Annotated in this window: 20 protein-coding genes, 1 pseudogene and 1 riboswitch; of the genes and pseudogenes, 9 read left to right on the top strand and 12 right to left on the bottom strand. The window is 73.1% G+C overall.

Going from position 1 to position 24,408, the window contains the following annotated elements:
* Nucleotides 1-5 precede the first annotated feature (5 nt).
* Nucleotides 6-1,292: a YeeE/YedE family protein gene (locus ACTXG6_RS41275; protein WP_445184734.1), complete on the top strand. Its 1,287-nt coding sequence runs from the start codon at nt 6-8 to the stop codon at nt 1,290-1,292.
* Between the two features lie 48 nt (nt 1,293-1,340).
* Nucleotides 1,341-1,595, top strand: a complete 255-nt coding sequence (locus ACTXG6_RS41270) for a hypothetical protein (protein WP_445184733.1) — start codon at nt 1,341-1,343, stop codon at nt 1,593-1,595.
* A 56-nt stretch (nt 1,596-1,651) separates the two neighbouring features.
* Here the strand turns inward: ACTXG6_RS41270 and ACTXG6_RS41265 are convergent, their stop codons facing one another.
* Nucleotides 1,652-2,107, bottom strand: a complete 456-nt coding sequence (locus ACTXG6_RS41265) for an RrF2 family transcriptional regulator (RefSeq protein WP_445184732.1) — start codon at nt 2,105-2,107, stop codon at nt 1,652-1,654.
* Between the two features lie 182 nt (nt 2,108-2,289).
* Here ACTXG6_RS41265 and ACTXG6_RS41260 point away from each other — a divergent pair, with 182 nt between their 5' ends.
* A complete protein-coding gene (locus ACTXG6_RS41260) occupies nt 2,290-3,729 on the top strand; it encodes a CynX/NimT family MFS transporter (RefSeq protein WP_445184731.1) in 1,440 nt (479 codons plus the stop codon).
* On the opposite strand, the gene ACTXG6_RS41255 is transcribed toward ACTXG6_RS41260, so the two are convergent.
* A complete protein-coding gene (locus ACTXG6_RS41255; RefSeq protein ID WP_445184730.1) occupies nt 3,719-4,195 on the bottom strand; it encodes an Lrp/AsnC family transcriptional regulator in 477 nt (158 codons plus the stop codon). The two genes, ACTXG6_RS41260 and ACTXG6_RS41255, sit on opposite strands and share 11 nt — an antisense overlap.
* 256 nt (nt 4,196-4,451) lie before the next feature.
* Between ACTXG6_RS41255 and ACTXG6_RS41250 the strand changes: the two genes are divergently transcribed.
* Nucleotides 4,452-6,779: a transketolase-like TK C-terminal-containing protein gene (locus tag ACTXG6_RS41250; RefSeq protein WP_445184729.1), complete on the top strand. Its 2,328-nt coding sequence runs from the start codon at nt 4,452-4,454 to the stop codon at nt 6,777-6,779.
* A 54-nt stretch (nt 6,780-6,833) separates the two neighbouring features.
* A complete protein-coding gene (locus tag ACTXG6_RS41245) occupies nt 6,834-7,853 on the top strand; it encodes a patatin-like phospholipase family protein (protein ID WP_445184728.1) in 1,020 nt (339 codons plus the stop codon).
* A 1,098-nt stretch (nt 7,854-8,951) separates the two neighbouring features.
* Here ACTXG6_RS41245 and ACTXG6_RS41240 read toward each other — a convergent pair.
* The 8 genes and pseudogenes from ACTXG6_RS41240 to ACTXG6_RS41205 all read right to left on the bottom strand — a co-directional run bounded on the left by ACTXG6_RS41240 (nt 8,952) and on the right by ACTXG6_RS41205 (nt 17,814).
* A complete protein-coding gene (locus ACTXG6_RS41240; protein WP_445184727.1) occupies nt 8,952-10,355 on the bottom strand; it encodes an aminotransferase class V-fold PLP-dependent enzyme in 1,404 nt (467 codons plus the stop codon).
* 38 nt (nt 10,356-10,393) lie between these two features.
* Nucleotides 10,394-10,507, bottom strand: a riboswitch (SAM riboswitch).
* Nucleotides 10,508-10,603: 96 nt separating this feature from the next.
* On the bottom strand, nt 10,604-11,506 hold the full coding sequence (locus tag ACTXG6_RS41235) for an ABC transporter ATP-binding protein (protein WP_445184726.1): 903 nt from the start codon (nt 11,504-11,506) through the stop codon (nt 10,604-10,606).
* Nucleotides 11,503-12,627, bottom strand: coding sequence for a FecCD family ABC transporter permease (locus ACTXG6_RS41230; RefSeq protein WP_445184725.1), 1,125 nt, complete (start codon nt 12,625-12,627; stop codon nt 11,503-11,505). The genes ACTXG6_RS41235 and ACTXG6_RS41230 overlap by 4 nt, the downstream gene beginning before the upstream one ends.
* Nucleotides 12,624-13,688 carry a FecCD family ABC transporter permease gene (locus tag ACTXG6_RS41225; protein WP_445184724.1) on the bottom strand — a complete coding sequence of 355 codons (1,065 nt, stop codon included), beginning with the start codon at nt 13,686-13,688 and terminating at the stop codon, nt 12,624-12,626. Before ACTXG6_RS41225 ends, ACTXG6_RS41230 begins: the two co-directional genes overlap by 4 nt.
* Nucleotides 13,689-13,874: 186 nt before the next feature.
* Nucleotides 13,875-14,735 carry a zf-HC2 domain-containing protein gene (locus tag ACTXG6_RS41220; protein ID WP_445184723.1) on the bottom strand — a complete coding sequence of 287 codons (861 nt, stop codon included), beginning with the start codon at nt 14,733-14,735 and terminating at the stop codon, nt 13,875-13,877.
* Between the two features lie 30 nt (nt 14,736-14,765).
* Nucleotides 14,766-15,320, bottom strand: a complete 555-nt coding sequence (locus tag ACTXG6_RS41215; RefSeq protein ID WP_445190260.1) for a sigma-70 family RNA polymerase sigma factor — start codon at nt 15,318-15,320, stop codon at nt 14,766-14,768.
* A gap of 114 nt (nt 15,321-15,434) precedes the next feature.
* Nucleotides 15,435-16,750: pseudogene (locus ACTXG6_RS41210) on the bottom strand (PepSY-associated TM helix domain-containing protein).
* Nucleotides 16,751-16,971: 221 nt separating this feature from the next.
* Nucleotides 16,972-17,814, bottom strand: a complete 843-nt coding sequence (locus ACTXG6_RS41205) for a DUF5134 domain-containing protein (protein ID WP_445184722.1) — start codon at nt 17,812-17,814, stop codon at nt 16,972-16,974.
* A 195-nt stretch (nt 17,815-18,009) separates the two neighbouring features.
* Here ACTXG6_RS41205 and ACTXG6_RS41200 point away from each other — a divergent pair, with 195 nt between their 5' ends.
* On the top strand, nt 18,010-18,213 hold the full coding sequence (locus ACTXG6_RS41200; protein WP_445184721.1) for a hypothetical protein: 204 nt from the start codon (nt 18,010-18,012) through the stop codon (nt 18,211-18,213).
* Between the two features lie 6 nt (nt 18,214-18,219).
* Here the strand turns inward: ACTXG6_RS41200 and ACTXG6_RS41195 are convergent, their stop codons facing one another.
* Nucleotides 18,220-18,711: a MarR family transcriptional regulator gene (locus ACTXG6_RS41195; RefSeq protein WP_445184720.1), complete on the bottom strand. Its 492-nt coding sequence runs from the start codon at nt 18,709-18,711 to the stop codon at nt 18,220-18,222.
* 79 nt (nt 18,712-18,790) lie between these two features.
* Here ACTXG6_RS41195 and ACTXG6_RS41190 point away from each other — a divergent pair, with 79 nt between their 5' ends.
* From ACTXG6_RS41190 to ACTXG6_RS41180, 3 genes are all read left to right on the top strand, one after another.
* Nucleotides 18,791-19,633, top strand: a complete 843-nt coding sequence (locus tag ACTXG6_RS41190; RefSeq protein ID WP_445184719.1) for an NAD(P)H-binding protein — start codon at nt 18,791-18,793, stop codon at nt 19,631-19,633.
* Between the two features lie 50 nt (nt 19,634-19,683).
* A complete protein-coding gene (locus ACTXG6_RS41185; protein WP_445184718.1) occupies nt 19,684-20,349 on the top strand; it encodes an NAD(P)-dependent oxidoreductase in 666 nt (221 codons plus the stop codon).
* A gap of 78 nt (nt 20,350-20,427) precedes the next feature.
* The gene (locus tag ACTXG6_RS41180; RefSeq protein ID WP_445184717.1) at nt 20,428-23,415 is read left to right on the top strand and encodes an AMP-binding protein; all 2,988 of its coding nucleotides are present in this window, start codon (nt 20,428-20,430) and stop codon (nt 23,413-23,415) included.
* A gap of 25 nt (nt 23,416-23,440) precedes the next feature.
* Here the strand turns inward: ACTXG6_RS41180 and ACTXG6_RS41175 are convergent, their stop codons facing one another.
* On the bottom strand, nt 23,441-24,376 hold the full coding sequence (locus ACTXG6_RS41175; protein WP_445184716.1) for an acetamidase/formamidase family protein: 936 nt from the start codon (nt 24,374-24,376) through the stop codon (nt 23,441-23,443).
* Nucleotides 24,377-24,408: the final 32 nt, after the last annotated feature.

Raw genomic sequence — 24,408 nt, 5'->3', positions numbered from 1 at the left:
TTCTAGTGTCCGTACTCAGTGATCCCGCGGAGAGCGGGTTCGGCCGGACGTTGCGGCGGCTGCCGGCGGTCGAGCGCTCCGCGCACCAGCCGGCCGCCAAACCGGCACCGCCGACCGACTGGACGGTGGTCACGATCGGCCTGGTGCTGGCCGTGCTGCTGGCGTGGGCGGTGTCCCGGTACGCCAACGGCATCATGGTCGGCTGCTCGGTGCTCGGGCTGGCCCTCGGCTTCACCCTGTTCCACTCCCGGTTCGGCTTCACCTCGGCGTGGCGGCAGGTGGTCGCGGTCGGGCAGGGCGTGGCGCTGCGGGCACACATGCTGATGCTCGCGGTGGCCTGCGTGCTGTTCTCCGTGGTGCTGTCCACCGGAGTGGGCCTGAGCGGCGCACCCAAGGGCTTCACCAACCCGATCGGCATCGCGCTGGTGGTCGGGGCGTTCCTGTTCGGGATGGGTATGCAGGTCGGCGGCTCGTGCGCGTCCGGCACCCTGTTCGCGGTAGGCAGCGGGCAGAGCGCGATCGTGCTCACCCTGTTCGGCTTCATCGTCGGCTCGGTGCTCGCCGCACTGAGCTACACGTTCTGGTTCGTCACCCTGCCGAGCGGGCCGACCATCTCGCTGTCCAAGACGTTCGGCTACCCCGGTGCGCTGGTCCTGTCCCTGGCAGTGATGGCGCTGATCGTGGCCATCTCGTACGCGGTGGCCAAGCGCCGCAACCCGCCGCCGGTCGAGGACCCGCCCACCGCGCGCGGGCTGGCCCGAGTGCTGCGCGGGTCCTGGCCGATGTGGGTCGGGGCGATCGTGCTCGGCGGGCTGAACGCCGCCGTGCTGTACGTGTCCGGCCAGCCGTGGGGTGTCACCTCGGCGTTCGGCCTGTGGGGGTCGAAGATCCTCGGCGGGCTGGGCGTCGACGTCTCGCACTGGGCGTTCTGGCAGGTGCCGGCGAACGCGAAGTCGCTGTCCCGGTCGGTGTTCGCGGACCGGATCTCGGTGCTCGACTTCGGCATCATGATCGGTGCGCTGATCGCCTCGGCGGCCGGCGGCGCGTTCATGCTGCACCGCAGGGTGCCCTGGCGGCTGGCGCTGGGCTCGGTGCTCGGCGGCATCGCGATGGGCTACGGCGCCCGGCTGGCCGGCGGCTGCAACATCGGCGCCTACTTCTCCGGTATCGCCTCGTTCAGCCTGCACGGCTGGGTGTGGGGCGTGATGGCACTGGGCGGCACCTTCTTCGGGCTGCGGCTGCGGCCGCTGTTCGGCCTGACCAACCCCAAACCGGTCGACTCGATCTGCTGACCGGGCCCGACAACCAAGTTCATCCGACGTATCGACAAGGGAGTTCCCATGCAACACACCATCCGACGCGCAGTCGCGGTGACCGTCGCGGTCGGTGCACTGGTCGCCGCCGGCGCCGGTCTGGCCTACGCGGACAGCGACGACGACTCGCCGTCACAGTCCGCCGGCCCCGGCGGCGGCAGCGGCCTGTCCGGCGGCCCGACCCACACCCAAGTGCTCAAGGGTGCCCCGTCGGTCCCGCTGAGCGACCCGACGCTGGGCGAGAGCACCCTGCTCCCGCCGGTCTACAACGCCATCGGCTGAGCTGGTCTTGCCCGTGTCCGCCCGGTGTGACCGGAGCCCTCACCCGGTGGACACGGTCAGTGGTTGCGCCAAGCGTCGTCGCTCTCCGCGATGCGGCGTACCCGCGCGGGTAGTTTGCGAGCCGCGAGATCGGCGAGGGTGACGTTCTCCAGCACCCCGCGCACGCTGGCTCGCATGGCCACCCACAGCGGCCGCAGGGCCTCAGCCGCTCCCGTGTAGCTGAGGTCCTGCGGTCGCTCGCCGCGCACCGTGGCCAGTGGACCGTCCACGGCGCGCACCACGTCGGCCACGCTGATGTCCTTGGCGGGCATACCGAGGCGGTACCCGCCGTCCACGCCACGCCGGCTGGCCACGATGCCCGCCCGCCGCAGGTCACAGAGGATCGTCTGGAGGAACTTCTGGGGGATGTCCTGGGCCTGCGCGATCGACTCCGCGTTGCGATGGGCATCCGGGACCATGGCCAATTCGACCGCCGCACGCACCGCGTAGTCGGCTCTTGCTGAAACCCGCACCCCCGCATAGTGGACTACTCCGGTCGAGAACGGGATGCCGGAGCGCCGTTTGTCCGTCGCGGCCGCACCCCAATATCCACCCAACTGTGTACTGGTCTGATCAAGACGAACACCAGAACAGTGGTGGGTTGACCCCAACGCAGCGCGTGGATTGCCAGGCACCGAGAGGAGTCGAGCAGCGGATGGCCAATCCGGTGACGGCAGCTCCCGGGCACCCGCGCGGGCCTGCCGACCGGGAGTCCGCGCCGCCCGCCCTACCGGTCCGGGTACCCGTTGCCCGATCGCCCGGCGGCGCGAGCAGGAGCATCGGCGAGTTCCGTACGGTCCGGCCGACTCCGGTGCGGACCGGCGGCCGGCACCGGCGCACACCGGTCGTGCCCGAGCGGCCGCTCGGCCGGCGGATCCTGCTCGTCGTCGGGATCGTCGCGGTGGCGGTGAACCTGCGCTGCGCGGTGACCAGCCTGGGTGCGGTGCTCGGCGAGGTGACCCGGGCCTGGGGCTTTTCCGGGCTGCTCGCCGGGATGCTCACCGCGCTGCCCGTCGCGACCTTCGCCGTGGTCGGTGCCGCGGCGCCCGCGCTGTCCCGGCGATGGGGGCCGGAGCGACTGGTCGCCGCCGCGATGCTCGCCGCCGCCGCGGGGTTGACGCTGCGCGCCCTGACCGGGTCGGCCGCGCTGTTCCTGGCCGGCAGCGCGCTGGCGCTGGCCGGCTCGGCGATCGGCAACGTGCTGATGCCGACGCTGGTCAAGCGGTACTTCCCGGAGCGCATCGGTGCGATGACCGCGCTGTACACCACCGCGCTCGCCGTCGGCATGACCGGCGGTGCCGCGCTCACCGGGCCGGCCGAGCGGGCGTTCGGCGGGGACTGGCGGGTCGGGTTGGGCGTCTGGGCCGGGCTGGCGCTGGTGGCCGCGCCACCGTGGCTGGCCCTGGCCGGGTTCGCCGGGCGGGGGGCTGGGTCCACGGGCGGAGTCGGGATTGGCGGAGTCGGGATTGGCGTTGGCCCGGGGGGTGCCCGCGGGGGCGAACCGAAGCCCGCGCTGCACCGCGCCAGCTTGGCGCGTGCCCTGACGTTGTTCTTCGGCTGCCAGTCACTCAATGCGTACGTGGTGCTCGGCTGGCTGCCGTCCGTACTGATCGATGCCGGCCGCGATACCCGCTCGGCGAGCCTGTCGTTGGCACTGGTCAGCGCGATGTCGGTACCCATGTCGATCGCACTGCCGGCGATCGCCGGGCGCCGTGTCGACCAGCGTGACCTCGTGGTGCTGACCACGGTCTGTTACGCCGGCGGATACCTCGGCCTGCTCTTCGCGCCGGCCGCTCTCGGCTGGCTCAGCGCCGCGCTGCTCGGTGCCGGCAACGGTGCGTTCCCGCTGGCGGTCACCCTGATCGGGCTGCGCACCCGACGCCCGGAGATGACCACGGCGCTGTCCGGGCTGGTGCAGAGCGGCGGCTACCTGCTGGCGGTGGTCGGGCCGCTCCTGGTGGGCGTCCTGCACCAGGTCAGTGGTGGGTGGCGGGTGCCGTTGCTGGTGGTGCTGGGCACGCTGGTGCCGCAGCTGTTGAGCGGCCTTCGCGCGGCCCGGCCCGGCACCGTCGAGGCCGAGCTGCTCAGTCGGTGAGGCGGCGCAGCAGCGGTTCGATCCGGTAGTCGACCAGCTCCCGCATCACCAGGGCGGTGTCGGTGCGCTCCACCCACGGGATGGCCAGGATCTGCCCGGCGATCCGGTACAGGTCGTCGGCGTCGCGCGCCACCACGTGCACCAGCAGGTCGGTCTGCCCGGTCACGCCCTGCACCTGGAGCACCTCGGGGATGTCGGCCAGCGCGGCACCGGCGTCGTCCAGCCCGCGCTGGGTGACCCGGGTCGTCACGTACGCGGTGAGCGGGTAGCCCAGCGCGGCGGGGTCGATCCGCCGCTCGAACGAGTCCAGCGCGCCGCGCTCGTCGAGGCGGGCCAGCCGGGCCTGCACGGTGTTGCGGGACAACCCGAGCCGCTCGGCCAGTGCGACCGTGGTCGCCCGGGGTTCCTCGGTCAGTGCGAGCAGAAGCCGGGCGTCCACGGCGTCGGCGCGGTGTGTGCTGGGCACGGTGCTCACTTCCGATCCGGCGCCAATGGGCACCAACGCGCATTCTGCTCATTATGATCTTGATAGGTTGAGCAATTATGAGTGTAGTGCTGCAATGGCGGTACGTTCTGCACGCTCCGCGCGTGAGGCGGTCGACCGGCCCGAACCTGGCCACGACTACCGTGCGGCAGCGCGCCGGCCCGTGCGGGCACCCCCGCCACCCCGGCGCACCACCCGCCGCCCCAGAGGCGCGCACGGCCGCACCCGAGAAGGACCCATGACCAGCACTGTCCCGGCTGCCACCAACGCAAGCCCGCCTGGCGTTCTGGACGAGATCGAGCGGCGGGTGCTGTGGCTGTCGAGCACGATCGTGCACCACGCCAACCGGGTCCGGCCCAACCCGTCCGGGCTGAAGGTCGGCGGCCACCAGGCCTCCTGCGCCTCGATGGTGTCGATCATGACCTCGCTGTGGTTCCGGCACCTGGCGCCGGGGGACCGAGTGTCGGTCAAGCCGCACGCCTCGCCGGTACTGCACGCGATCAACTACCTGCTCGGCGAGCTGGACGAGTCGTACCTGACCACGCTGCGCGAGTTCGGCGGGCTGCAGAGCTACCCCAGCCGGTCCAAGGACCCCGACCCGGTGGACTACTCGACGGGTTCGGTCGGCATCGGCGCGACCGCCCCGATCTGGGGTGCGCTGTCCCGGCGGTACCTGCGCTCCACCCTGGACGCCTCGATCGGCGGCGGCCGGCAGTTCTCGCTGGTCGGGGACGCGGAGCTGGATGAGGGCGCGATCTGGGAGGCGATCCTGGACCCGGCCGTCGCGGAGCTCGGCGAGATCGTCTGGATCGTCGACCTGAACCGCCAGTCGCTGGACCGGGTGGTGCCCAACATCGCCGCCGAGCGGCTGCAGGGCATGTTCGCGGCGGCCGGCTGGCAGGTTATCCCGCTGAAGTACGGCGGCCTGCTGGAGAAGCTGTTCGCCCGGCCGGGCGGGGCGGAGCTGCGCGCCCGGATCGACCGGATGAGCAACCCGGAGTACCAGCGGCTGCTGCGCTGCACCGCCGCGGAGCTGCGTCGCCGGCTACCGGGGGAGGGCGACGAGCGGGCCGCGGTCGCCGCGCTGATCGCCGACCTGGACGACGCCACCCTGCTGGAAGCCGTCCGCAACCTGGGCGGGCACGACCTCGACGCCCTGGACCACGCGTTCGGGCAGATCGACGACAGCCGCCCCACGGTGATGTTCGCCTACACCGTCAAGGGCTACCGGCTGCCCGTCCAGGGGCACCCGCAGAACCACTCGTCGCTGCTCACCGACGCCCAGATGCACACCCTGGCCGGCGAGGTCGGCATCGACCCGGCGCGGCCGTGGCAGCGGTTCGGCGCCGATACGCCGGCCGGACAGACCTGCGCCGAGGTGGCCCAACGGCTGCGCAGGGACCCGGCCGAGGAACTCCCGCCGCCGGAGCTGCCCACCGACATCGGCCGCCCGGCGCCGCACGGGGTGGCCACCACGCAGGCCGCGCTCGGTCGGGTGCTGCTGGACCTCACCCGCTCCGCGCCCGACGCCGCCCGACGGGTGGTCACGGTCAGCCCGGACGTCAGCTCCACGACCAACCTGGGCGGCTGGGTGAACAAGGTCGGGGTGTGGTCGGCAACCGAGCGGCGGGACTGGTTCGCCGACGACGCCGAGACGATCCTGCACTGGCGGGAGGCGCCGGCCGGGCAGCACATCGAGCTGGGTATCGCGGAGACGAACCTGGTCGGGCTGCTCGGTGAGCTCGGCGCGACCTGGAGCCGGTGGGGACAGCCGCTGCTGCCGATCGGGGTGATGTACGACCCGTTCGTCGAGCGTGCGCTGGAACCGTGGTCGTTCGGCATCTACGCCGGTGGCCAGTCGATCCTGGTGGGCACGCCGTCCGGGGTGACCCTGGCGCCGGAGGGCGGTGCGCACCAGTCGATCACCACGCCGTCCATCGGCCTCGAACAGCCCGGCTGCGTGAGCTACGAGCCGGCGTTCGCCATCGACGTGGAGTGGACGCTGCTGGACTCGCTGGCCAAGCTGGGTCGCCCGGACGGCACCTCGGCGTACCTGCGGCTGTCCACCCGCCCGGTCGACCAGTCGCTGGCCGCCGTGCCCACCGACCCGGCGGCCAGGGAGCGCCGGCGGCGGCAGGTGGTGGCCGGGGCCTACCCGCTGCGGCTGCGGGACGGCGCGGTGGTCACCATCGCGGCGATGGGGGCGATGGTCACCGAGGCACTGGAGGCCGCCGACCGGCTCGAGCAGGTCGGCGTGGTGGCCGACGTGGTCTGCGTGACCAGTCCGGACCTGCTGTTCCGGGCACTGCGCGCCAGGCAGGGGCGGCAGGAGGGGGCGAGCTGGATCCTGGAGCAGGTGTTCCCGGCCCGCCGCGCGACGCCGCTGGTCACCCTCCTGGACGGGCACCCGCACACGTTGGCCTTCCTGGCCGCCGTGCACGGGGTGCCGAGCGCGTTGCTCGGGGTGTCCGGGTACGGCCAGTCCGGGTCGCTGGCCGAGGTGTACCGCTACCACGGCATCGACTCGGACGCGGTGGTGCGGGCCGCGCTCGACCTGGCCGAGTAACGGCGCTGAGCTGGGGTTTCAGCGCGAGGTGAGCTGATGTGATCTGATGTTTCTGTGACGCGCGGTGCCGGAAACGATCAACAGCTCATCGCCGACCTGGTCCTCTCCGGGGGAGGGGTGAAAGGTATCGCGCTGGCCGGCGCGGTCGCGGCACTGAACGACGCCGGCTACCGACCCTGGCGGGTCTCGGGCACCTCAGCCGGCGCGATCGTCGGCGCGCTGGTCGCTGCCGGGCTGGCCGGCGATGCGCTGACCGAGGCGGCGATGCGACTGGACTATGAGAAGTTCGCCGACTCGGTGCCGCTGGACCGGGTACCGCTGATCGGCGCGGGGCTGGCGCTGTTCGGCGACGACGGCCTGTACCGAGGCGACTACGCCCGCGAGTGGGTGGCCGACGAGCTGGCCGGGCTGGGTGTGCGCACCTTCGGCGACCTGGCGCTCGATGACCCGCAGCTGCCGCCGTCCCGGCGGTACAAGCTGGTGGTGACCTGCGCCGACATCACCCTAGGCCGGTTGATCCAGTTGCCCTGGGACTTCGAGCCGGTCTACGGGCTGGACCCGAACGAGCAGTCGGTTGCCGACGCGGTCCGCGCCTCGATGTCCATCCCGCTGCTGTTCCGCCCGATGAAGCTGACCAACCCGATGACCGGGGTCGAGTCGACGCTCGTCGACGGCGGCGTGGTGTCCAACTTCCCGATCGACTCGCTGGACCGCACCGACGGCAAGCTACCGCGCTGGCCGACGTTCGGCGTCACGCTCCTGCCGGACATCCCCGGCCCGGACGGCACGCTGCTGCCGCGCTGGCTGAACCAGATCCTGCCGGCGCCGGTGCACGTGCTGGAGGGGGTCATCACCACCGCACTGGTCGGGCGGGACCAGGCCAACCAGCACAAGCCGTGGGTGCAGGCGCGAACGATCGAGGTGACCTCGGACTCGGTGGGCTTCACCCAGTTCTCGCTGACCGACGCGCAGATCCGTGAGCTGCACGACGATGGGTACTCCGCCGCCGAGCAGTTCCTGACGACGTGGAACTGGCAGGACTACCTGCGCCGGTTCCGCCGCCACCCGAGCTGAGCGAGCACCGGCCGGGCCCGTGCTCGCGCGGCGAGCGCGGAGAATCGTCGGAGTGCAACCACTCATGGGCTTTATTCGGTGAGCGGTCGACAGAACTGGCGAGAGGAACCGTGTCGCCGCCCGGCGCGTCCGGTCGCTCGTTCGGCAGAATTCCCCCGCGCATCGAATGGCGATCATCGCGCCGGGCCGATGGAATCTAATCCGAACTGCTCCCCAGCAGCTGGACGCCACAGGTACCAGGCGGGACCGTCCAGGCGTACGGCGGGGGAGGATCGGGTGGCGGTGCGCCCGATCCCCCCGCCGGCGAGATGGGGAGCGCTTCGACTCGACCTAGCGAGCCAAGTAAAGGCCGGAGCCACCATCCCCCGAGACGGCGACTCCGGCGCGCAACCACCTGTCCGCTCCCCAGCGACATGTGGTAGGTCTCTAGGCCCTAATTCTGCTCCGCGATCGGCCTGAATAGACCAGTTCGCTCAATCAATCACTCGAACGGGCGTGTCAAGAAGCCACGCCGGACAACGGCAGCTTACTTACAGCTGAACTCGAGCGGCTCTTGAGGTGAGTTTGACGTCCGACAGGGGGACTTTCAGCGCGCCGCGCGGGTCTTCGGAGTGGCGTGATGATAGGCCCCGACGGGTTGTGTCCCGGACCCTGCGGGCGGAAGGGACAGCAGTGGGGTGTCCGGGACCACTGGGGCGGCCCGTTGAGCGACCCGTCGAGATGATCACTCACGGCGTTCGATGGGCTACGGAGGGTGGCTGGACCTGGCTGGTACGGACGGTTGCCCGGTCGCGGTCGGCGGCCGTACGGATCGACCGGGCACCCGCCGCGTCGACCGCCGAGACGGCGGACATCGCGGCCTCGCCGAGCGGCACACAATTGCTTTCGTCTCACGCGGACTGGTCAGCGGGGAAAGCCTTGTCCGAGCTATTCAATTCCATTAGTGCGCATTTTCGGGGTGAATAGCGTTGCGTGCGTCGGGCCTGCCCCGGGGCGGGACGTGGTGCGGTGGTGTGAGCCATCGCGCACATCTGGGCTCACAATGTGCGCGATGGCTCACATCGATCTGAAGTCATCCCCGGCAGCATGGCCGCTGACTCAGGGCTGGCAACGGGCGCCGGCTCCGCTCGCCCGGCCGATCCCGAACGGGTCGAGGTCGCGCGGGTCCGGGGTCGGCGCCCAGCGGCCGTCCACCGGGGCGTAGGTCCAGCTCGCGCCGGAGCTGACCAGGGTGCGCAGCGCCGCCAGCAGCCGGTCGATGTCCTCGGCGGTGCTGCCGAGTCCGATGCTCGCGCGCAGCGCCTCGCCGCCGGGGCAGAGCCGCTCCAGCAGGGGGTGCGCGCAGAACTTGCCGTCCCGCAGTCCGATGCCGTGCTCGGCGGAGAGGTAGGCGGCGACGTACCCGGCCGGGCGGTCGGCCACCACGAAGCTCACCACCGCGATCCGGTCCGGGCTGTCCGGCCAGATCCGCAGGACCTCGACGCCGGGGATGCCGGCCAGTCCCGTCTCCAACCGGTTCAGCAGGTTCCGCTCGTGCGCGGCCGCGGCGTCCCCGAGTACCGGGGCCAGCGTCCGGCAGGCCTGGGCGAGCGCCGCGGCGCCGAGCACGTTCGGGGTGCCGCCCTCGTGCCGGTGGGGCGCGGCCGCCCACTCGGTGGCGGTGTCGGTCACCCGGCGCACCGCGCCGCCGCCGGCCAGGTGCGGGGGTGCGGCGTCCAGCCAGTCGCGGCGACCGACCAGCACGCCGGCGCCGTACGGCGCGTACAGCTTGTGCCCGGACAGCGCCAGGTAGTCCACGCCGGTCTCGGCCAGGCTGATCCGCCGGTGCGGCGCGAGCTGGGCGGCGTCCAGCACCACCCGGGCCCCCACCTCGTGTGCGATCCGCACCACCCGGTCGATCGGCAGCACCTCGCCGGTCACGTTGGACGCGCCGGTGATGGCCAGCAGCGCGGTCGGCGTCGCGGCGAGGGCGTCGGCCAGGTCGTCGAGGGTCTGCGCGACGGTCGCCGCGGCCCGCAGTGCGCGGTGCGGCCCGGCGCGCCAGGGCAGCAGGTTGGCGTGGTGCTCGACGTCCAGGCAGAGCACCGCGCCGGGCACACAGCCGGCGAGCAGGTTGAGCGCGTCGGTGGTGTTGCGGGTGAAGATCACCACGTCGTCCGGCCGCGCGTCGACGAACTCGCCGACGGTGTCCCTGGCCCGCTCCAGCAGCCCGGTGCACACCTGCGAGGCGTAACCGGCGCCGCGGTGCACGCTGGCGTAGTAGGGCAGCACCTGCTCGACGTGGTCGGCCACCGTGGCGAGCGCCGGCGCGCTCGCGGCGTAGTCCAGGTTGGCGTACCGGGTCCAGCCGCCGGTGACCAGCGGGACCCGCAGTTCGGTGCCGGTGACGGCGGGGAGCCCGGTGTGGGTCTGGTCGGTGCCGGTCTGCTCGGTGCCGGTCTGCTCGGTGTGGGTCTGCTCGGAGCTGGTGACCGGGCACGGGCGATCGAGGGCGAGCGTCATCACGGGTCCTCCGTGTCTGGGACCCCGGGTACGCCGCGGGTCCGCGCTTGCCGACGTGACTGTCACGACGGCCTGGTCGTCACCCGGAGCACCCCGCCGCGGAGGAGGGTTGCCGGCCAGCGAGCCGGGGCTTGAAGCTGGCACTCTTGACCTGGTTGGCAAGGTACGGGCCTCGGCCCCGGCTCGTCAACGCCGTATCGCGGAACCGAGAGCCGGGCCACACCGGGGGAGACGGGTGGTGCGCGGGGTCAGCCCCGGTGGCGCCGGCCCACCGGCACTACGAGTGGGGTGCCCGCGACCGGGTCGGTGATCACCTGGGCGTCCAGGTCGAACACCGCGCGCAGCAGTTCGGCGGTGAGGACCTCCTCGGGTGGCCCGTCGGCCACGATCCGGCCGTCCCGCATCGCGATCAGCCGCCCGGCGTAGCGGGCGGCCAGGTTCAGGTCGTGCAGCACCATCACGACGGTGCGGTGCATCTCCCGGTGCAGCCGTTCGACCAGGTCCAGCACGTCCACCTGGTGGGCCAGGTCGAGGAACGTGGTCGGCTCGTCCAGCAGCAGGATCTCGGTGCCCTGGGCCAGCGCCATGGAGATCCACACCCGCTGCCGCTGGCCGCCGGACAGGGTGTCCACCGTGCGCTCGGCGAACTCGCTCATCCCGGTCCAGTCCAGCGCCTCCGCCACCGCCGCCTCGTCGTCGCCGGACCACTGCCGGTACCACGCCTGGTGCGGGTGCCGGCCCCGGGCGACCAGGTCGGCGACGGTGAGCCCGTCCGGTGCGACCGGGGTCTGCGGCAGCACCCCGAGCACCTTGGCGACCTCGCGGGTCGGGTACCGGTCGATCCGCAGCCCGTCCAGCAGCACGTGCCCGTGCCGGGCCGGCAGCAGCCTGGCCAGCGCGCGCAGCAGTGTCGACTTGCCGCAGCCGTTGGGCCCGATCACCGCCGTGACCGTGCCGTCGAGCACGTCCAGGTCCAGGTCGTCGATCACCACCGCGTCGCCGTACCCCAGTCGCAGCTCGCGGGCCCGCAGCCGGACCGGCTGGGTGGCGGCGTTGGAGGGGGCGTTGGAGGTGGTGCTGGAGGCGGTGCTCGCGGCGGTGCTGGAGGCGGTGCTGGAGGCGGTGCTGGAGGCGGTGGAGTTCTCGGTCATAGCGACACTCCACGGTTGCGGCGGCCGAGCAGGTACAGCAGGTACGGGGTGCCCAGCACGGCCGTGACGATGCCGACCGGCAGCTCCCGGGGCAGCGCGGTACGGGCGATCAGGTCGGCGGCCACGGTGAGCAGCGCGCCGTAGACGGCGGAGGCCAGCAGCGGCGGGGTGGCGGTGCGGACCAGGCGCTGGCAGACCTGCGGCACGACCAGCGCGACGAACCCGATCGGCCCCGCGCTCGCCGTGGCCACCGCGGCCAGCACCAGTCCGACCAGCCCGAGCGCCACCCGGGACCGGTTCACCCGCACGCCGAGGCCGCTGGCGGTGTCGTCGCCCAGTTGCAGCGCACCGAGCCCGAACGCCAGCAGCAGCGCGGTCGGCACCAGCACCACGAGGGCCGTGCCGACCGGGAGCACCTGGGCCCAGCCGCTGGAGTTGAGCGAGCCGGTCAGCCACACCGTCGCCTGGGTGGCCTGGTTGATGTTCGCCACGACCAGCAGCCAGGAGGTGATGCCGACCGCGACCGCGTTCACCCCGACCCCGACCAGCACCAACCGGTCGCTCTGCACGCCGCGCCGGTAGGCAAGGCCGTACACCACCACGGCCGCGAGCACCCCGCCGAGCAGCGCGGCGAGCGGGACGCCGAGCGAGGCCATCAGCCCGACCGCGACGCCACCGCCGCCGCCCAGCGCGATCACCGCGACCGCGGTGGTGCTCGCCCCGGCCAGCACCCCGAGCAGGTCCGGGCTGGCCAGCGGGTTGCGTGTGACGGACTGGGTGAGCGCCCCGGACAGGCCGAGCGCGGCGCCGACCAGCACCCCGGTCAACGTCCTCGGCAACCGCAGCTGCAGCACGATGAAGCGCTGCGCCCGGTCACCGCCGCCGGCCAGTGCGGCGAGCACGTCGCCGATCGAGATCGGGAAGTCGCCCCGGCCGATGTTCACCGCGGCCGCCAGCACCACGAGGGCCGCGCCGACCAGCGTCACGGTGACCAGCCTGGGCCGCCAGACCCCGGAGAACCCGCCCACCCGGATCGCCGGGCGCCCCAACACCGCCGCGGTGGCGGCATCGACACCGGCTCGGGTACCGGGCTCGGCTGCGCGACCGGAGCGCCCGGTCACAACCGGACCAGCTTGCGCCGGCGGACCAGGAAGACGAAGAACGGTGCCCCGATGAACGCCAGCACGATCCCGACCTGCAGCTCGCCGGGGCGTGCCACCACCCGGCCGACCACGTCGGCGACCAGCAGCAGGACCGCGCCGGCCAACCCGGCGGCCGGCAGCAGCCAGCGGTAGTCCGGGCCGGTGCAGAACCGGGCCAGGTGCGCCACCACCAGCCCGAGGAACGCGATCGGGCCGCAGGCCGCCACCGCCGCACCGGTCAGCAGGGTGATCGCGACGAGCCCGGTCCACCGGGTCACCGTGACGTTCTGACCGAGGCCCCGCGCGACGTCCTCGCCGAGCGCGAGCAGGTTCAGTCCCGGCGCGTTCGCGAACGCCAGCAGGAGGCCGACCAGCAGGAACGGGGTGATCTGGCCGACGATGGCGACGTCCCGGCCGGCCAGCGCGCCGACGTCCCAGAACCGGTACGAGTCCAGCGTGGCGCTGTCCGAGAGCACGATCGCCGAGCTCAGTGCCCGGAGCAGGTAGCTGACCGCGACCCCGGCCAGCGCCAGGGTGACCGGCGTCGGGCCGCCCCGGCCGGCCGAGCCGAGTAGGAAGACCGCCACACTGGCGGCGAACGCCCCGGCGAAGGCGAACCACACGTAGCCGTAGAGGCTGGTCACCCCGAACGCGAAGATCCCCAGCACCACGAAGAACGCGGAGCCGGCGCTCACCCCGAGCAGGCCGGGCTCGGCCAGCGGGTTGCGGGTGTGGCCCTGCATGAGCGCGCCCGCGACGCCGAGCGCGATGCCGACCAGGATGCCCAGTACGGTGCGCGGCAGCCGCAGGGTCCGCACCACCAGGTCGTCCTCGGCGGCGGCCGGCGACCAGAGTGCGTCCCACACGTGACCGAGCGGAATGGCCTTGGCGCCGACCGCGATGCTCGCCAGCACAGCCAGTACCAGCAGTAACAGCAGTAGCAGCAGGAAGCCGATCCGGCGGGACCGTCGGGCACCGGTACCGGTGCGCCTCGGGCGCCGGGTCGGGGGAGTACCTGACCCGGTGATCGCCGTCGTCACCGCGTGTCTTCTCCTTGCAGTCCTCGCCACTCGCCGCCCGGTCGTCGCCGGCGGTCGTTGCCAGCTGTCGTTGCCGGCACTGTCCGGCCACAACTTGGGCGTGGTCACACCTTAAGTGAGGCTAACAATGTTCGGCGCCCGGTTGAACCGGCGCTGAGTCCGATCTCACCGGGCGCCGCGTGCGGTTCAGGCGGCCCGGTGCCGGGCGGCCGGGTCCGGGCGGGTCGGCGCGCTGGCCCGGGGCGGCGAGAGGTCCGCCGCGCCGGCGCCCGGGACGTGCGTGGTCCACGGGGGCGACGACGGCGCGCGCACCGGCTGTGGCTGGAATTCGGTCGGCCGGGTGGCCATGATGAGCATGATCAGGCCGAGGCCCACGAGCACCAGGGCGTGGGAGCCCACCCTTGCCGGGTCCACGTTGCCGCTGACCAGGTCCAACGTGCTGACGAGGGCCAGCACCACGACGAAGCTGCCCAGTACCGGGATCGTGCCGGCCAGGTGCCGGGTCCAGACCGCGCCGGCCAGGAAGGCGACCCCGAGGGCCAGGTTCCAGGCCGAGGACTCGTGCGACATGTGGGCCAAGTCGGCGCCCATCATGCCCGACCCCATCATCGCGTGACCCATCATCGCCTGACCCATCGCGTGGCCCATCGCTCCGGAGCCCGCCATGGCCGCGTCCGGGTCGCCGCCGGAACTGGCCAGCACCAGTCCGACGCCACCGACGAAGGCCTGCACGACGCCGACGCCGCCCAGCGCGAGCCGGGCCGCCCGGTGCCAGAGCCGGCGCCTCGGCGAGCGTGGCCGGGGCAGGTGGGACAGGGCCTCGGCCAGCGCGGCGTCGGTCAGGCCGGGCGCGGGGTCGGCCGGCGCGGTCCGGATCAGGCGGTTGACCAGTGCCGCGTCGGAGAACCAGCGGGTGCACTCCGGGCACTCGGCAAGGTGCGCCCTGGCAGCGGGCAGCTCGGCGGGATCGGCCTCGCCGTCCAGGTCGGCCGACAGGTGCTCGCGGCAGGTGCTACAGCCCATGTTGCTGAGGTCGGAAGTGATCATGGAGTGGTTCCCGGCTCGCTGAAAAAGTGGTCACCCGCTGTCCCGGGTCTCCCGGTGGTCCCGGTCGGCCAGGTGTCCGATGAGGTCGTCGCGGGCCCGGGCGACCCGAGAGCGGATGGTGCCCACCGGGCAGCCGCACACCTCGGCGGCCTCGTGGTAGCTGAGCCCGAGCAGCTGGGTGAGCAGGAATGCCAGGCGCCGGTCCGGGTCCAGCGTGTCGAGGACCGCGTGCAGGACCACCGCCTCGCTGAGGTCGCCGCCCGAGGCCGCGAGGGGCGCGTCGTCGAGGGTGACCTCGGGGTCGATCCTGGGCCGGGCGCGGATGCCGCGCACGTGGTCGGCGGCGACCCGGCGGGCGATGGACAGCAGCCAGGCCCGCACCGAGGACTCGGCCCGGAAGCCGGGCAGCGAGCGGAATGCCCGGGCGTAGGTCTCCTGGGTCAGGTCCTCGGCGACCCCGCGGTCGCTGAGCGCCACCAGCATCCGCCAGACCTGCTGCTGGGTGTGCTGGACGAACTGGGTGGCCGCCCGCTCGTCCCCGGCGCGGGCGCGCAGCGCCAACTCGGTGAGCGCGGCGTCGTCCATCATCGGGCGGGTCCTCCTCGTCGGCGCCGGCCGTCACTCGGCGGCACCGACCCGAATCTCACCACACCACCGAGGGCGGGCGCGCCCCGACGCGGTGTCGGCGTGGCGCCCGGCTTAGCCGGCGCCCGCCGGGGTCCGCTGCGCGCGCACCGCGTCGACCAGCAGGAACAGCAGCAGCGAGAGGCCGAAAACGGGCAGGAAGATACCGACCGCGATCGCGACGGCACCGACCAGTGCGATGGCACCGAAGCCGGCCCGCCGCGTGCCGCCGGGCGGGCCGGTCGGCGCCGGCACCGGCGCCGGCCGGGCGGGTCGGCGCAGCCACCACATCCGGTAACCCCAGACGATCATGGAGATCAGTCCGAGCGCGAGCGCGGCCAGGGCCAGCTGGCTGGCCAGCCCGAACAGCAGCCCCATGTGGGCGTCGACGCCCCAGCGGGCCAGCTTCGCCGCGAGTGGCCAGTCCGCGAACCGGATCTGGTCCACGACGGTGCCGGTGGCCGGGTCGATGGCGAGCGAGTCGTGCTTCTCCGGCCAGGACCGCTTCGTCTGGGTGATCACCCACGCGCGGCCCGGCTTGGTCGCCGGGGTGATCTCGACGGGGTCGCTCAGGCCGTGCTCGCGGGCGACGGCCAGCACCTGCCCCGCGGTGGCTGCCAGGTCGGCGGTGCCGCTGGGGCGGGGTTGGTGGGGGCGAGCTGGTCGGCCGGCAGGGCGGTGTGCACCGAGGGGGAGCTCCAGTGCAGCGCGGCGCGCACCGAGTCCACGTTGGTCCCGGCGAACTGCGACCAGGTCAGCCCGGTCGCGGACAGGAACAGCAGGCCGACCGCGGCCCACAGCCCCACGGCGCCGTGCCAGGACCGCACCCGGGCTCGGCCGGCGCCGCGCAGGCGGGGTGTCACGGCCAGGCGGAGCCGGCGGGCCCGCCGGCCACGCCGCACCCTGGCGACCCAGAGCGTGAGGCCGCTGAGCGTGAGCACCCAGAGCCAGCTGGCGGCCAGCTCCGTATAGACCCGGCCGACGGCGCCGAGGTGCAGGGTGCGGTGCAGCTCGTCGAACCAGGCCCGCACCGGCAGCCACTCGCCGTAGGTGGTCAGGATGCCGCGCACCTGGGCGTTGTACGGGTCCAGGAACACCGTGCGCGAGTAGTCCTCGGGCACCCCGGGGGCGTCGAAGATCACCCGGGTGGTGCCGTCGGCGGTGCCCGCCGGCCGGATGGCGCTCACCGTGCCCTCCGGCAGGGCGGCGATGGCGGCGCTGACCTGCCGCGACAGCGGCACCGGGGTCGCGCCGGGCGGCACCGGCACGTGCAGCTGGTCGTGGTGCACGAGCTGCTCGAGCTGCGGGCTGAGCGTGTACAGCAGCCCGGTCACGGCGGCGACCAGCAGGAACGGGCCGACGAACAGCCCGGCGTAGAAGTGCACCCGCATCAGCAGCGGGCGCAGCTCCCGCCACCACCAGGCCCGCGCCGTCCTCCTGGTGGGATCCAGTTCGTCGCGGCCGTCGAGGACGTCGCCGCCGTCGCGGCCGTCGCGGCCGTCGCGGTCGTCACGGACGTCGCCGCCGTCGAAGGCTTCGCGGTCGGGCACGGACACCGTGGTCTCGGACATGCGGTCCTTCGCTGTCGATGCGGTCGGGATCGGCAGTGGGCTCAGAGCATGGCCAGGAACATCGCGGCCATCCCGAGGCTCATCGCCAGGTGACAGACCGCGTCGGCGCGCGGGGTCAGCGCCGCGAGCAGGGGGTTGGCCGGGGCCGCGTGTGACGCGACGGTTGTTGACGTGACTGTTGACGTGACCGTTGTTGACACGACAGCGGTCGAGGTTGCCGCGGTCGAGGTGGCCGCGACCGTCGGGGCGGCGGACGTCGGGGCGGCGGACGTCGCCGTTGCTGACGTGGCAGCCGCGGGCGTGCCCGACGGCGCCGGCAGCGCCCGGCGCAACCAGAAGCCGGCCCCCAGGACCAGGCCGGCGATGAAGATCCAGGTCAGTGCGATCGCCCAGCCCGGGGTGGCGGTGACCGGCCGGGCGTCGAGGCCGGTGTCCGTGCCACCCATCGTCATGCCACCCATCGCCATGCCACCCATCGTCGTGCCGTCCATCTGCATGCCGCCGCTCGGACCCGCCACCGAACCGGCCATCAGCAACGGCATCGCCGCGACCATCCAGACCATCGAGCCCGACATCAGCAGATGGAAGCCGGGCGCCGGGCAGCCCGGGTGCCCGGTCGCGCGGCCGCGCACGAGTCGGGTGAGGAAGTAGCCGCTCAGTGCGAGGTAGGCGATGAGCTGCACCGCGTCGCCGGCGCCGCCGCCGTAGGCCCACACCATCGCGATCATCCCGAGGCTCATCAGCACGTGGGACAACTCGGCCACCTGGTCGCCGTGGTGACCGGCGACGCCGGCGCGCAGCGAAGCCCAGCGCAACAGCGAATAGCCACCGGAGAGGGCGAACAGGATGGTCAGCGCCACACTCAGCGGTACCGATGAGATCACGCGGGTCTCCCTCGTTGCCGGCCCAGGTCGCCTGTCCAGTCAGCTGGAAGTTCTCGCGAGTTCCCGATCACTCGATTGGGTGACGGTGCTCACACTCGCGGCGCGCCGACTCGCCGGGCCCCGGCGGTCGCCGCCCGGTTCTGTCGGGGGTGTCCGGTACGACCGTGGGGAAGCTACGGGGGGACGGTTCGTCTGATGTCACTTCATGTCCAGCTCGATGCGCTCGCCCGGGCGCGACAGGATGAACTGCTGCGGGAGGCCGAGCTCGATCGGCTGGCCCGCGCCTGGCGGCGGTCCGCCGGTCCTCGGTATCCCGCTGCCGCGCGGGTGCGGGCCCGAATCGGCTGGGCGCTGGTCGAGCTGGGGCTCCGCCTCGCGGTTGCCGGTCCGGGGCGCTAGGGGGCGCTAGCTCTCGGCCAGCTGGTCGGTCGCGGTCTGGCCGGCCTCGGTGACGTCCCGCAGGAAGCCGGCGAGCAGCTCGAGCTGCTCGCCGGTGTACCCGGCGCAGATCTGGTCCATCGAGGTGGCCATCCCGGAGTAGAGCCCGAACACCTCGGCGGCGCGGCCGGGCAGCGCCCTGACGAGCACCGCGCGGCGGTCCGTGGTGTCGCGCTCCCGGACCGCCCAGCCGCCGCGCTCGAGCCGGTCGAGCACCCCGGTCACGGTGGCCGGGTGCAGCCCGGCGTGCCGGGCCAGGGCGGTCGGGCTGAGCGGCCCGAACCGGCCGATCAGGTCGAGGCAGTCGAGGTCAACGTCCTTGATCTCCAGATGCGTGCTGACCTGATGGTTGAGCAGGGTCAGCTGGAGGCTCAGTGCGCGCAGCGAGTCCTTCACCGACGTGGTCAGCCGCCGCCGGTGCCGAGGGTCGTCGGTATCCGCAGAAGATATGAAACTCATATGATATGTTCTCCGTATTGAATGACTTGCGTAGAACAAGGTACCCGGATCGAGCGGCGGTACCGACGAAGGGCCGATCATGATCTTGATTACCGGCGCGACCGGCAACGTCGGGCGGGCGGCCGTCGAGCTGTTGCTGGCGCGGGGGCACAAGGTGCTGGCGGTCAGCCGTGACCCGGCCGCCGCCGCGCTTCCCGCCGATGCCGAGGTGATCGCCGGTGACCCGTCCCGGCCCGGCACGTTGGCCCCCGCGTTGGCCGGGGTGCGGGCGATCCTGCTGAGTCCGCGCGCGGTCGGGGAGGGCACCGCCGAGCTGCTCGCGCTGGCCGCCGAGCGCGGCGTCACCCAGGTGGTCGTGCTGTCCGCGCTGACCGTGGAGCACGGCGGCGGTGACCGGCGCTTCGCCGACGGCTTCCGGGCGGTGGAGGACGCGGCACGCGCTTCCGGCCTGGCGTGGACCTTCCTGCGGTGTGCCGACTTCGCCGCGAACGCGCTGGCCTGGGCGCCCCAGGTCCGCTCGACCGGGCAGGTGCGGGGTGCCTACGGGGCCGCCGCGACCTCGACGGTCCACGAGCGCGACGTTGCCGAGGTCGGCGTCCGCGCGCTGCTGGAGCCCGGGCACGGCGGGTGCTGCTACGAGCTCACCGGCCCGGAGTCGCTCACCCAGCGCGCGAAGGTCCGGCTCATCGGCGACGCGATCGGCGTCGACGTCGACTGGGTGGAGACCGAGCCCGAGCGGCTGCGGCGGGCGATGCTCGCCCAGGGTGTCCCACCGGACGTGCCGGACCGGCTGCTCGGCTACCTGGCCGACCATGTCACCCGGCCCGGACCGTCGTCGACCGCCGTGGCACGGCTGCTCGGCCGCCCCGCACGCACCTTCGCCGGCTGGGCGGCGGAGCACGCCGCCGCATTCCGTCACTGACTCGGCCGACTCCGGCCAACCGACCCTGCCCCAACCTTCAGGAGCGAAGTATGAAACTCACCATCGTCGCCGCCACCGGCGGCATCGGGCGGCACCTGCTCGAACAGGCCCTCGCGGCCGGCCACGAGGTCACCGCTGTGGTGCGCAACCCGAGCGGGCTGAGCACGCCGGCCCGGGTGGTCACCGCCGACCTGGCGGTCTCCGGTTCGGCGGCGCTGGAGACCGCCGTGGCCGGCGCCGATGCGGTGCTCTCCGGCCTCGGCGCGCGCTCCACCGCCGACACCGGGGTGGCCGAGCGGGGCACCAGGGCCGTCACGGAGGCGATGCGGGCGACGGGCGTGCGGCGGATCGTCGTGGTCAGCGCCGCGCCGATCGGCACCGTGGCGTCCCCCGGCCGCCCGCACCCGCCCAAGCACGACCCCGGTGACGGTTTCGCCATGCGGTACCTGCTCGGTCCGCTGGTCAAGGCCGCGCTGCGCGGGCACTACGCCGACCTCGCGCGGATGGAGGACGTGCTCAGGGACGGCGAGCTGGACTGGACCGCGGTGCGCCCGCCCCGGCTGACCGACAAGGCGCTCACCGGCAGCTACCGCACCGCGCCCGGTCAGAACCTGCCCGGCGGCGTGCGCATCTCCCGGGCCGACGTCGCCCACCTCATGCTACGGGTGCTCGACCAGCCCGAGACGATCAAGCAGGCCGTCGGGATCGCCAACTGAGACCCCCGTCGGCGGATCGGGCGGTCGCTCCCGGCCAGGGTGCTTGCGGCAGCTCGGTGCACGCAGGAGAGTGCACGCGTGGCGACCGAAAGCAAGCGTTCCCCCGTTACCTCATACGATCCGGTGGCGGGGCCGCGCACCAACGGGGCGAGCTCGGTAACCGGCCCGTGGTCGGCACTGCGCTATCTGCGCCAGGTCGGCGCGACCGCGCGCAACGTGGCCGAGGTGGTGCGGTTCGGCGGGTTGGAGACCGGTGAGCTGGCCTCCCCGTTCGCCGTGGTCGCCGAGCAGGTCAACTACCGGCTGCGGCACTACTTCGACGACGACCCGCCGGTCGGCGGCCGGCCGGTGCTGCTGATCCCGCCGCTGATGCTCACCGCCGAGGTCTGGGACGTCTCGCCCGGCACCTCCGCGGTGGCGAAGCTGCGTGCCGAGGGCATCGACCCGTGGGTGGTCGACTTCGGCGACCCGAGCCGGGAGCCGGGCGGCCTGGCCCGGACGCTGACCGATCACGTGCTCGCGGTGAGCGACGCCGTCGACCGGGTGGCCGAGGCGACCGGGCGGGACGTGGTGCTCGCCGGCTACTCCCAGGGCGGCATGTTCGCCTACCAGGTCACCGCGCTGCGGCGGGGCAAGCACGTGGACTCGGTGGTCACCTTCGGCTCGCCGGCCGACACCACGGCCCCGCTGCCGATCCCGCTCTCGCCCGAGATGCTGGCCAGGCTGGCCACCGGGCTGGTGGACAGCGGGCTGCTGCGTAAGGTCGCGCTGCCCAGCTGGGCCGTCCGGTTGGGCTTCAACCTGCTCAGCCCGGTGAAGACCGTGCAGGGCCGGGTGCAGTTCCTGCTGGCCCTGCACGACCGGGACGCGCTGCTGCCCCGGGAGCGGCAGCGTCGCTTCCTCGAGTCCGACGGCTTCACCGCCTACGCCGGCCCGGCGATCGCGGAGCTGCTGGAGCAGTTCGTCGCGCACAACCGGATGCTCGAGGGCGGTTTTGTGATCGACGACCGGCTGGTCACCCTCGCCGACATCGAGGTGCCGGTGTTGTCCGTGGTCGGCACCACCGACGCGATCGGCCACCCGGACGGGGTGCGGGCGATCCGCAGGGCAGCACCCCGCGCGGAGGTCTACGAGCTGGCGCTGCCGGTAGGGCACTTCGGGCTGGTGGTGGGCTCGCGGGCGAGCAAGGACACCTGGCCGGCCGTGGTCGACTGGGTGCGCTGGCGGGACGGGCGCGGTGAGCTGCCGTCGAACATCGGCCCGGCCGAGCTGGTCGAGTCGGCCGCGATGCGACCGGGCGCGGCGGCGGCCGCCGTCGGGCAGGCCGTCGAGTTCGGGCTGGACGCCACCCGGTTCGCGCTCGGTGCCGCGCGGCGGTTGGCCCGGGCGGCTACCGGGGTGGTCTCCGAGGCGCCCACGCTGCTGCCGAAACTGTCCCGGCTCGGGCACCTCGACGCATCGACCCGGATCTCACTCGGCCTGCTGCTCGACGAGCAGGTCGGCAAGACCCCGCAGGACGTGCTGTTCCTGTTCGGCGACCGCGGCTACCGGCAGCGCGAGGTCAAGCACCGGGTGGACAGCGTGGTGAAGGGCCTGATCAGCACCGGGGTCCGGCACGGCGACCGGGTCGGCGTGCTGATGGACACCAGGCCGAGCGCGTTCACCACGGTCGCCGCGCTGAGCCGGGTCGGCGCGACGGCGGTGTTGTTGCGCCCGGACGGCGACCTGCGCCGCGAGGCACGGCTGGGCGGGATCACCTGGGTGGTCTCCGACCCGGAGCACGCCGACGCGGTGGAGCAACTGGACGGGGCGCGCTGGGCCGTGCTCGGCGGCGGGGCGAACGACCGCGAGATGCGCCCCGATGTGATCGACATGGAGCGGATCGACCCGGACGCCGTCGAGCTGCCCGGCTGGTACCGGCCGAACCCGCAGCGGGCCGGCGACGTCGCGTTCGTGCTGTTCGTGGGGGAGGGCGCGACGACCCGGGCGGTGCGGATCACCAACCGGCGGTGGGCGATGTCGGCGCTGGGCACCGCGACGGCGGCCGCGCTGCGACCCGGTGACACGGTCTACAGCGTGGCGCCGTACTACCACTCGTCGGCGCTGTTGATGAGCGTCGGCGGCGCGATCGCCGGGGGTGCCCGGTTCGCGGTGGCCAGCGCGACCGACGCGGACACCTTCTGGGCCGAGGTGCGCCGCTACGGGGCCACCCACGTCTCCTACACCTGGACCTCGCTGCGCCAGATCACGATCGCGGAGCCGAACCCGAACGAGCACTACCACCCGATCAAGATGTTCCTGGGCTCCGGCATGCCGAGCAACCTGTGGCGCCGGGTGGTCCAGCGCTTCCCCCCCGCGCGGGTGCTGGAGTTCTACGCCTCGGCCGAGGGCGCGGCGATCCTGGCCAACCTCACCGGCAACCCGATCGGCTCGCTGGGACGGTCGCTGCCGGGCACCCCGGAGGTCCGGGTCGCGGCGTTCGACCAGGAGGCCGGCGGCCTCGAACTGGGCCCGGACGGGTTGGTCCGCGAGTGCGGCTTCGGCGAGGTGGGCCTGCTGCTGGCGCGGGTCGACCCGGCCGACTCGATGACCGGTAACCCGCTGCGTGGCGTATTCGAGCCGGACGATGCCTGGCAGTCCACCGGCGACCTGTTCCGGCGCGACGAGCACGGTGAGATGTGGCTGGTCGACCAGGTCACCTCACTGGTCCGCACCGCGTACGGGATTGCGGTACCGGCTACCGCGCGGCGCGCCATGGAGGCCATCCCGGCGGTCGACATCGCCGTCGCGTACGGGGTGCCCGAGGGCGACTCGCAGGTCCTGGTTACCGCCGTCACCCTGCGCCCCGGCACCGAGCTGACCGCCGCCGAGCTGGACCGGGCCTGCGACGCACTGCTGCCGGCGCACCGCCCGAGCTACGTGCAGGTGGTGCCGAGCATGCCGGTCACGGCCTGGTGCCGCCCGCTGTGGAGCTCGCTGCGCAAGGCCGGCATACCCAAGCCGACCAGGTCCCGGGACGTCTTCCGGCTCGGCGACGACCGGCAGCACTACCAGCCGATGGCGTAGCGGGCGCTCCTAGTCGTACTGACACCTAGCCGCGCATGATGCCCACCGGCAGGTACGCACTGACCACCCAGTTCGGCGCGTCGACCACCTCGGTGATCTTGAGGTCCACGCAGGTGCTGCTGAGGATGTAGGCATCGATGGGCTCGACCCCGTACTGGCTGCCGAGATGGTCGATCATGGCGCGCAGGGCGTCCCGGGCCGCCGCCATCAGGTCCGGGCCGACCCCCATGGTGGCGTAGTAGCCGGCGTCGTCGATGCCCCCGCGCAGCGGCCCCGGGGTCTGCAGCTGCGGCCCGGGGATCCGGCGGTCGCGGTGCAGCCAGACCCGGACGGCCCCGCTGGCCGACGCCTCGATGGCACTGACGCACACCTCGCCGTCGCCCTGCGCCGCGTGCGGGTCGCCGAGGGCGAGCCGCGCCCCGGGCACCTGGACCGGCAGGTAGAGCCGCGCGCCGGCGACCAGGTCGCGGCAGTCCAGGTTGCCGCCGAAGTGGCCGGGCGGGAGCACCGGCAGCGGCTCGACGGTGTCCGGGCAGACACCCATGACACCGAGGAACGGCCGCACCGGGACGGTGGCGAGCCCCTTGAAATCAGCGCCGGCCGCCGGCCCCCCGCTCAGGTCCCAGCGGTGGAAGTGGGCGTCCGGGAAGTCGTCGCTGAGCAGGCCGAGGCCGGGCACCACGGCGGTCCAGCCCCAGTCGGTGGGGGAGACCTCGAGGACCTCGATCTCCAGCACGTCCCCGGGTTCGGCGCCGTCGACGATGATCGGGCCGGCGAGCGGGTACACCCGGTCCCAGTCCAGGTCGGGCAGTGGGTCGCCGGTGCGCAGCGCGTCGAACTGTCCGGCCAGGGCCTCCTGCACGGAGAACGTGATGGTGTCCCCGTCGGACACCGTGAGGGCGGGCGGGTGGGTGGTGGTCCACAGGCGGTGGTCCGGGCCGGTGAGCTCGTGAGCAACCATGTCGGGGCGTCCTCCGGAAGGCCGGCTGTCGG

The organism is Pseudonocardia sp. Cha107L01 (genome assembly GCF_052566575.1).
The sequence above is the reverse complement of the archived record's forward strand: the minus strand, read 5'-3'. Positions and strand labels throughout refer to the sequence as shown.